This is a genomic window from Alteromonas sp. 5NS40-0096 (assembly GCF_057544385.1).
Window position 1 is genome coordinate 497,543 of record NZ_BAAJLQ010000004.1, and the last position, 7,770, is coordinate 505,312.

7 protein-coding genes are annotated in these 7,770 nt (G+C 41.9%); 6 read left to right on the forward strand and 1 reads right to left on the reverse strand.

The features are described from left to right. Positions 1 to 107 precede the first annotated feature (107 nt). The 6 genes from rfbA to AC27G9_RS14930 all read left to right on the forward strand — a co-directional run bounded on the left by rfbA (position 108) and on the right by AC27G9_RS14930 (position 6,681). Positions 108 to 989, forward strand: coding sequence for a glucose-1-phosphate thymidylyltransferase RfbA (gene rfbA, locus AC27G9_RS14905; RefSeq protein WP_487075227.1), 882 nt, complete (start codon positions 108 to 110; stop codon positions 987 to 989). A 75-nt stretch (positions 990 to 1,064) separates the two neighbouring features. Continuing rightward, entirely contained in the window at positions 1,065 to 1,610 is a 546-nt protein-coding gene (gene rfbC, locus AC27G9_RS14910) for a dTDP-4-dehydrorhamnose 3,5-epimerase (RefSeq protein ID WP_487075228.1), read from the forward strand. Positions 1,611 to 1,632: 22 nt separating this feature from the next. After that, entirely contained in the window at positions 1,633 to 2,502 is an 870-nt protein-coding gene (rfbD, locus tag AC27G9_RS14915; protein ID WP_487075229.1) for a dTDP-4-dehydrorhamnose reductase, read from the forward strand. Positions 2,503 to 2,537: 35 nt separating this feature from the next. Beyond that, on the forward strand, positions 2,538 to 3,620 hold the full coding sequence (rfbB, locus tag AC27G9_RS14920) for a dTDP-glucose 4,6-dehydratase (protein WP_487075230.1): 1,083 nt from the start codon (positions 2,538 to 2,540) through the stop codon (positions 3,618 to 3,620). Between the two features lie 74 nt (positions 3,621 to 3,694). Beyond that, on the forward strand, positions 3,695 to 5,413 hold the full coding sequence (locus AC27G9_RS14925; protein WP_487075231.1) for a glycosyltransferase family 2 protein: 1,719 nt from the start codon (positions 3,695 to 3,697) through the stop codon (positions 5,411 to 5,413). 80 nt (positions 5,414 to 5,493) lie between these two features. Then, positions 5,494 to 6,681, forward strand: a complete 1,188-nt coding sequence (locus AC27G9_RS14930; RefSeq protein WP_487075232.1) for a nucleotide sugar dehydrogenase — start codon at positions 5,494 to 5,496, stop codon at positions 6,679 to 6,681. Positions 6,682 to 6,715: 34 nt separating this feature from the next. Here AC27G9_RS14930 and AC27G9_RS14935 read toward each other — a convergent pair whose 3' ends face one another. Further along, on the reverse strand, positions 6,716 to 7,480 hold the full coding sequence (locus tag AC27G9_RS14935; protein WP_487075233.1) for a hypothetical protein: 765 nt from the start codon (positions 7,478 to 7,480) through the stop codon (positions 6,716 to 6,718). Positions 7,481 to 7,770 lie beyond the last annotated feature (290 nt).

Below are 7,770 nucleotides of genomic sequence, written 5' to 3' on the forward strand. Positions count from 1 at the left end.
TGGGATCATCTAGATAAAAGTAGGGCTGACTTGTTAACGCTATAGATGTTTAAGTTCACGGATGCTTCATACTCTGGTTGCTCTTGCTTCGCAATGAAAAGGTAATTATGCGTAAAGGAATTATATTGGCCGGCGGATCCGGCACACGATTGCATCCACTGACTAAAGTGGTAAGTAAGCAGCTTATGCCTGTTTATGACAAGCCGATGATATATTATCCCTTGGCTACACTTATGATGTCGGGAATAAGGGACATCCTGATTGTCACAACGCCAGAAGAGCAAAGCCGTTTCATTGAGCTTTTTGGTGACGGTTGTGGGCTAGGCATAAACATTCAATATGCTATTCAGCCCTCTCCTGACGGTTTAGCACAAGCTTTTCTTATCGGCGAGAACTTTATAGGTAAAGACTGCTGTACACTCATTCTTGGTGATAATATTTACTATGGTCACGACTTGAAGTTGTCTTTGCAGAATGCGTTCAAACAAGAGCACGGAGCTACTGTTTTTGGTTATCATGTTAACGATCCTGAACGCTATGGCGTGGTCGATTTCGATGATGATTGGAATGCACTCTCTATTGAAGAAAAGCCTGCGGTTGCTAAATCAAACTATGCTATAACTGGCCTCTACTACTATGATAATCGCGTAGTGGATTTCGCTAAAGAAGTAAAACCTTCGCCCCGTGGCGAGTTTGAAATTACAGATTTAAACAACCTCTATCTCAAAGATGGCTCTCTTAAGGTTGAATTGATGGGGCGGGGCTCCGCCTGGCTTGACACTGGAACTATCGACTCACTCCTTGACGCGGCGACTTTCGTGGCAGCAATTGAAAAACGTCAAGGCTTAAAAGTATGTTGCCCAGAAGAAGTTGCCTACAGAATGGGGTACATCAACGCAGAGGAACTTGAAACATTAGCGGCTCAGCTCAAGAAAAATGGTTACGGTGACTATCTCTTGAAAGTACTCAAAGACAGAGTAAAAGTGTAATCTGCACTCAATTTTAAGAGGTGGCATTGCCACCTTTCTTTTTATCTTCATTTGTACATTTTTTCCGGAAAGTAAATGCAAGTAGTTAAAACAGACATCCCTGACGTTAAAATTATTGAGCCACAAGTTTTTGGCGATGAACGTGGTTTTTTTCTAGAGACCTTTCGTACCGACTGGTTTAAGAAGGAGTGTGAAGATGTCGATTTTGTTCAAGATAATCATTCGAAATCTAGCCAAGGTATTCTGCGCGGTCTTCATTATCAATTGGAGCAAACCCAAGGTAAGCTCGTGCGCGTAGTTAGCGGTGAAGTGTACGATGTTGCCGTAGATATGCGCAAAAACTCACCAACTTTCAGTAAATGGGTTGGGATATTACTTTCGGCCGAAAACAAACGTCAACTTTGGGTACCGGCCGGTTTTGCCCACGGTTTTTACGTAACCAGTGAGTCTGCGGAATTTGTGTACAAGTGTACAGACTATTATCACCCAGATTCTGAAGTATCTGTGAAGTATGACGATCCCACATTAAAAATTGACTGGCCTCTAGTTAATGGTGAGAGACCTTCTTTGTCTGGCAAAGATGAAGCTGGGATATTATTTGAAGACGCGCCTACCTTTTAATTGTTATTGGATAGAGTGACTTATGAATATTGTAATTATAGGCAAGTCTGGTCAACTTGCAGTTGAGCTCTTTCGCGAGCTAAAAAATAGCGAGCACCAGGTTACATTATTAGGACGTGATGATATCGATATCACAAGCAGTGATAGTGTTAATGCTACTTTAGCGCCTCTATCAGTTGATGTTTTGATAAACGCCGCCGCTTACACCGCGGTCGATAAAGCTGAAGAAGATACTGAAGCGTGCAATGCCATTAACTCGGTTGCTGTTAGGCATATAGCTAATTTCTGCAAAATTAGTGGCGTATTTATGGTACATGTATCTACCGACTATGTATTCAATGGTCAAAAAGGCTCACCGTATTTAGCTGAAGATCCCATCCAGCCGCAAGGCGCGTATGGTGAGTCGAAAGCGAAAGGCGAGAAAGCGTTGCTTGAAATACTGCCAGAAGCAAGCTGCTTGATTCGCACTGCCTGGGTGTACTCTGCTCACGGCAACAATTTCGTAAAAACTATGCTACGTCTAATGGCTGATAAACCAAAGCTTAACGTTATCGACGACCAAATTGGTACACCTACGTGGGCTAAAGGTTTGGCGAAAGCTTGTATATATGCCGCTGTGAATAAAACGGCAGGCGTACATCATTGGACAGACGAAGGTGTTGCCAGTTGGTATGATTTTGCGGTAGCCATTCAAGAACTTGGCATTGAAAAGGGACTGTTAGATAGCGCAATTCCCTTATTACCAATACCTTCTAGCCAGTACCCAACGCCAGCGAAGCGACCATATTACAGCGTATTGGACAAGCAAACTGCGAGAGAGGTTTTTGCTTTGTGTAAGTTCATACACTGGCGTAAGCAGTTGGCGAACATGCTTGATGAATTAAAAGCATAAATGGTTCGAATAGACTTACATTTTGGTAAAAGAAAATGAGCAAAACAATTTTAGTAACAGGTGGTGCCGGGTTTATTGGTTCTGCAGTAATTCGCCACCTTATTAACGATACCAATCACACAGTAGTTAACTTAGATAAATTGACCTACGCGGGCAATTTGGAATCGTTAACGTCGGTATCAGCGAATGAACGCTATAGCTTCGAGCAGGTTGACATTTGCGACGCAGAAGAAGTAAAGCGCGTATTTAACATACATAAGCCAGATATCATTATGCACTTGGCGGCAGAATCACACGTAGATCGCTCAATTGATGGTCCCGGCGAGTTCATTCAAACCAATGTTGTGGGCACGTACATTTTACTTGAGCAAGCAAGAGCGTATTGGTCTACGCTTAATGGCAATAAAAAAGCGGCGTTTAAGTTTCATCATATCTCGACCGATGAAGTCTATGGAGACCTACTTCACCCAGATGAAGTTGAAGCGGGCACAAAGCTTCCTTTGTTTACTGAAACGACACCCTATGCGCCAAGTTCGCCATATTCAGCGAGTAAAGCCAGTTCGGATCAGTTGGTACGTTCTTGGTTGCGCACATACGGGTTGCCCACACTAGTCACAAACTGTTCAAATAATTATGGCCCTTATCATTTCCCAGAAAAACTAATTCCTTTGGTTATATTGAACGCTGTAGATGGTAAACCATTGCCTGTATATGGCGAGGGCAATCAGATTCGCGATTGGCTTTATGTCGAGGACCATGCAAAAGCGTTAGTACTTGTTGCATTGAATGGTAAAATTGGTGAAACCTATAACATCGGTGGTCACAACGAGAAGCAAAACCTAGAAGTTGTCCAAACTATTTGCGCAATTCTTGATGAAATTAGGCCCAAAGCTAGTCGTTATTGTGAGCAAATAACTTTTGTTGCAGACCGCCCGGGTCATGATAGACGTTATGCCATTGATGCTTCTAAAATTCATCGTGAATTAGGGTGGTTACCTCGAGAAACGTTCGAAAGTGGCATTCGCAAGACGGTGGAGTGGTATCTAAGCAATGATGCATGGTGGAAAGCCGTTCAAAATGCTTCGTACAGAGGAAAAAGGCTAGGAAAGCTAATGTGATGGAGTAGTCTTAGTTATACTAAGCTTACAACAGAAAATTCCAATCACCTGCATGTTTTTAGCAGACATTAAATATGAAAAAAATTCTAATGCACATGGTGCATCTAGCCTTAAAACTTGTCCCTACAAAGGCCAAACATTGGTTGAGAAAAAACGAAACCCTTGCAAACCTGTATTCTTCCCAAATAAGAAAAAATGGGCTTTTTTATCAGTACCCTTCTGAAAAAAAAATACAGAAGCTATACGACAATCTCCTGGCGGCTAATCGTAATTTAAGCGATGGGGATCAGACTGTAAATGGAACACAAATACAGGCTATTGTTTTCCCCGGCGAGGGCCAAGACCATACGGTTAGCAATCTACAAAAGAACGGGTGTAAGACTATAAGCGTCATATCCGATACGACCGCGGCAAGTGCTAACAACGACACACTTACAAACGTAATTTCCCAACTGGATGATAAACTTCCAACATTGCTCTTAAATGCTGGTGATACCGTCTGTCCGAATGCCATTGGTTTGTTTTTGGAGAAAATTGAAAGCGCGAGTCTGATTTATTGCGATATTGACGAATTAAATAATGCAGGAAAGCCATCAAAGCCTAAATTTTTTCCTGATTGGAGCCCAGAGTTTCAGTTAAGTACTGCGTATGTCAATACAGGAGTGCTAGTTGATAGTGGATTGTTGAAGACTCTAAACCTAGACGGTGTCTCTACTATTCCGAGTTTGGTTACTACCATTTGGTTAAATAATTCCTCGACACAAATCTCTCACATTCCTCAAGTACTTGTGCATACTGATAGCGCCACAAATAGTGTAATGAGCGGCTTAAGTGAAATCAAAAAATGTCTCGAAAAAGACCACAGAGTGAGTGTTGAAACGAGTCAAAGTGATGAAATCAACGAAATCACTTGGGACAATAGTCAGCCTTTAGTTTCTTTGATAATTCCTACCAAGAACGCTAAGTCTTTAGTAAAAGCCTGTATTGATTCGATATTTGCTAGAACAACATATAGTAACTTTGAGATTCTGTTAATTGACAACAGCTCTGATGAGCCTGAAAGTCTTGAATACTTTGAATACCTAAAGTCGCTAGACAAGGTGAGAGTGTTTAAATATCCCGCTCCTTTCAATTACTCTGCAATCAATAATTTTGGTGTCTCGAAGGCCAGAGGATCGGTCATTGGATTGATCAATAATGATATCGAAGTTATTTCTCCAAAATGGCTAACTCAAATGGTTGGATATGTCTCACGTAGTGATATTGGCTGCGTTGGTGCACGTTTGTACTATTCCGACGATTACATTCAACATGCAGGTGTGGTTTTAGGGTATGGTGGGGGAGCTGGTCATGCCCACAAATATTTTCCAAGGGCCCATCCCGGATATTTGAAGCGTCTATCTGCAACTAACAATTACAGTGCTGTCACTGCAGCATGTCTACTCGTCAAAAAGAAGCATTTTGAGGAAGTTGGCGGGTTAAATGAAAAGGACTTGGCGGTTGCATTTAATGACGTCGATTTTTGTTTAAAAGTGAAAAAGCTTGGTGTTAGAAATGTTTATTGTGCGGAAGCTGAATTGTACCATCATGAGTCCGTCAGCCGAGGGTTAGACACAAGCCCGGAAAAAGCAGCGAGATTTGCGAAAGAACTCAAATACCTCAAGCGCAAATGGGCGTCGACTATAGAGCATGATCCCGCATACAATCCCAACCTTACTCTCAAGCGCGAGAATTTTGCTATCAAGAGTGAACTTGAGCTTAGAGAAACTCTTAAGTTGTATTCCGAACAGTAGATAGTGATAATAGCCTTATACATGCGGGTCTATCTGTAGGCGCAGCAAGCAACTATTTAAAGAATTTGGAGAAACCGTAAATGGAATCTGTGGTAAACCAGCCCAAAATTGCCGTTGCTGGCACTGGTTATGTTGGCCTTTCGAATGCAGTCTTACTAGCGCAACACAATCAAGTTGTAGCCGTAGACCTCGTTGAGGCAAAAGTCGAACTACTTAATAACAACAAATCGCCGATCGAAGATAAAGAAATTTCTGAATATCTTGAGACTAAGTCGCTCAATCTATCAGCGACTTTAGATGCTGAAGAGGCATACAAAGGAGCAGATTTTGTTGTCATTGCTACACCGACGGATTATGACCCACAAACGAATTACTTCAACACGAGTAGCGTTGATGCCGTGATTTCAAAAGTGCTGGAAGTGAACCCAGATGCAGTGATGATAATTAAGTCGACTGTCCCAGTGGGTTTTACTAAAGAAGCGCAAGCGCGACACGGTTCAAACAACATCATCTTCTCTCCAGAGTTTTTAAGAGAGGGCAGAGCATTATACGATAACTTGTACCCCAGCCGCATTATTGTGGGTGAGCGAAGCGAACGTGCAGAAACATTTGCTGGACTTCTCGCTCAGGGGGCAATTAAAGAGGACAATGAGATTCTCTTTACTGATAGTACTGAAGCAGAAGCAATTAAATTGTTTGCCAATACCTACCTTGCTATGCGTGTCGCATACTTTAATGAACTAGATAGCTATGCTGAACGCAATGGTCTGGATACGAAGCAAATCATTGAAGGTGTGGGTTTAGATCCGCGTATTGGTAAACACTATAATAACCCAAGCTTCGGTTATGGTGGTTATTGTCTACCTAAAGATACCAAACAGCTGTTAGCTAACTACAGTGAAGTACCGAATAACATGATTCAGGCCATTGTTGATGCTAACCGTACTCGTAAAGACTTTATTGCTGATTCGATTGTTAGCCGTCAGCCCAAGATTGTCGGTATATACCGTCTAATCATGAAAGCAGGGTCTGATAATTTCAGAGCGAGTGCGATTCAAGGCATCATGAAGCGTATTAAAGCGAAAGGTATTGAAGTGGTTGTATACGAACCCGTTCTTAAAGAAGCTGATTTTTTCCACTCTCGTGTCATTAATGATATTGAAGAATTCAAAAAGGTTTCGGACGTTATCGTTGCAAACCGTGTAACGGAGGACATAGAAGATGTACTTGATAAAGTCTATAGCCGAGACCTATTCGGTGCAGACTAACTTAACGAGTTAAAAAGGAGGCGAATGCCTCCTTTTATTTTTCTAACGCTTTTTCAATTTCTTGTGAAGTTGCACCACCTTCCAACGCGTACTGTTCTAGCTCCTTTCTATTAACACCAGCATGTTGAGCGGTTTCCAATATTTTTAGTACTTGTTCCCTTTGTTGAGAGGACTCTCTAACTGCAGTAACGACGACATCTTCCGCTTCATTTGGAAAAACGGCCAATAATGCATCTACCATGTATTCGCCAACAAAAGGAACTGCATTAATTGCTGTTGAGAGAATATCGACAAGCTTATTAGGGTGTTCCTGAGACAACGTTCGTACAATACTATCTGCCGAATCAGGCTCAGTGAGTACAGCTATTCTTACTATCTCATCCAATTCTTCAGGTGTAGTATTAGCGGCGGCTTCAACGACAAAATCAACATAAGATGGTTCTGCCTTGATTGCTAACTCAACGATATCGGTACATTCCCCTACTTCTTTTGTTAGCGCCAGCTTTACTATGTCTTCTGTAGAGGCTGGCTGTGCAGAAATGGCGGCGTGTATAATTTCTTTATATTTTTCCGGGTAAGTGTCCAGTGCAACGTCTACGATTTCCACGACTTGTTCTGGGTAGTGACTAGCTATTGAACGGATCGCCCGACCTACGGACATACTTTGACTGACTTGTCTTTTCAAAAACGACGTTTTGACTTGTTCGTTCTTTGAGTTACTGTTTTGTTCTTGAGCAACACTGGCAAAACTCAACCCTATACAAAGGCCCACCACGGTTACTTGCTTTTTTATTATCATTACTTCTACCTCTGGGGTATGAAAGCTTGCTTCTTATTAGAGACGTTATCGCCCAAATTTGGACTACCTGTAGTGGCAATAAGTTCAAATTCGGTCAAAAATCGCTGCATTTGTCCAGAAATTAGCCGTTCGGTTCGAAAATATCAACTTTTTTAGGTATGGGTGTTGACGTATAGATATAAATCCCTAAAATGCGCATCCGCTTCGACAGGAAAGCACAACAGCTTCCCAGTTAAAAGCGAGTCACTACTAACTGTATAAGTCAATAGTGGCGAGGTTTTCAGCGAAAC

Bases quoted from the DNA above. Each gene is read 5' to 3' on its own strand.
- rfbA (WP_487075227.1), top strand. From the start codon at position 108: ATGCGTAAAGGAATTATATTGGCCGGCGGATCCGGCACACGATTGCAT.
- rfbC (WP_487075228.1), top strand. From the start codon at position 1,065: ATGCAAGTAGTTAAAACAGACATCCCTGACGTTAAAATTATTGAGCCA.
- rfbD (WP_487075229.1), top strand. From the start codon at position 1,633: ATGAATATTGTAATTATAGGCAAGTCTGGTCAACTTGCAGTTGAGCTC.
- rfbB (WP_487075230.1), top strand. From the start codon at position 2,538: ATGAGCAAAACAATTTTAGTAACAGGTGGTGCCGGGTTTATTGGTTCT.
- AC27G9_RS14925 (WP_487075231.1), top strand. From the start codon at position 3,695: ATGAAAAAAATTCTAATGCACATGGTGCATCTAGCCTTAAAACTTGTC.
- AC27G9_RS14930 (WP_487075232.1), top strand. From the start codon at position 5,494: ATGGAATCTGTGGTAAACCAGCCCAAAATTGCCGTTGCTGGCACTGGT.
- AC27G9_RS14935 (WP_487075233.1), bottom strand. From the start codon at position 7,480: ATGATAATAAAAAAGCAAGTAACCGTGGTGGGCCTTTGTATAGGGTTG.